At 53.7% G+C, this 298-nt stretch carries 1 protein-coding gene; it reads right to left on the bottom strand.

The window, feature by feature from the left end; translation table 11 throughout:
• Window positions 1–298, bottom strand: a 298-nt coding sequence (gene rimP / locus ACIQY3_RS34370) for a ribosome maturation factor RimP (protein WP_403029128.1), incomplete at both ends; no start/stop codon positions are given.

Raw genomic sequence — 298 nt, 5'->3', positions numbered from 1 at the left:
CCTGCTCTTCTACACCGCGCAGAAGGCCCTGAAAGTTGCGTCGGCCTTCGAAAGGCGAGCGCAGCTTGATCTTCACTTGTTCACCGGCAAATTTTGCAAACTGCTCAATAGTGAACAGTGGGCGTTCCATGCCAGGCGAGGAAACTTCAAGGGTGTACTCAACGGCGATCGGATCTTCAACATCCAGGACACCGCTGATCTGGCGGCTGACGATGGCACAATCGTCCACCAGCACGCCGCCTTCTTTATCGATATAAACGCGCAACATTGAGTGGCGACCTTGAGCCGAAAACTCAAT

Origin of the sequence: Pseudomonas sp. NPDC096950 (assembly GCF_044762525.1) — a bacterium.
Taxonomy (GTDB): domain Bacteria; phylum Pseudomonadota; class Gammaproteobacteria; order Pseudomonadales; family Pseudomonadaceae; genus Aquipseudomonas.
Note: the sequence above shows the minus strand (reverse complement) of the source record. Positions and strands in the feature narration are given on the sequence as shown.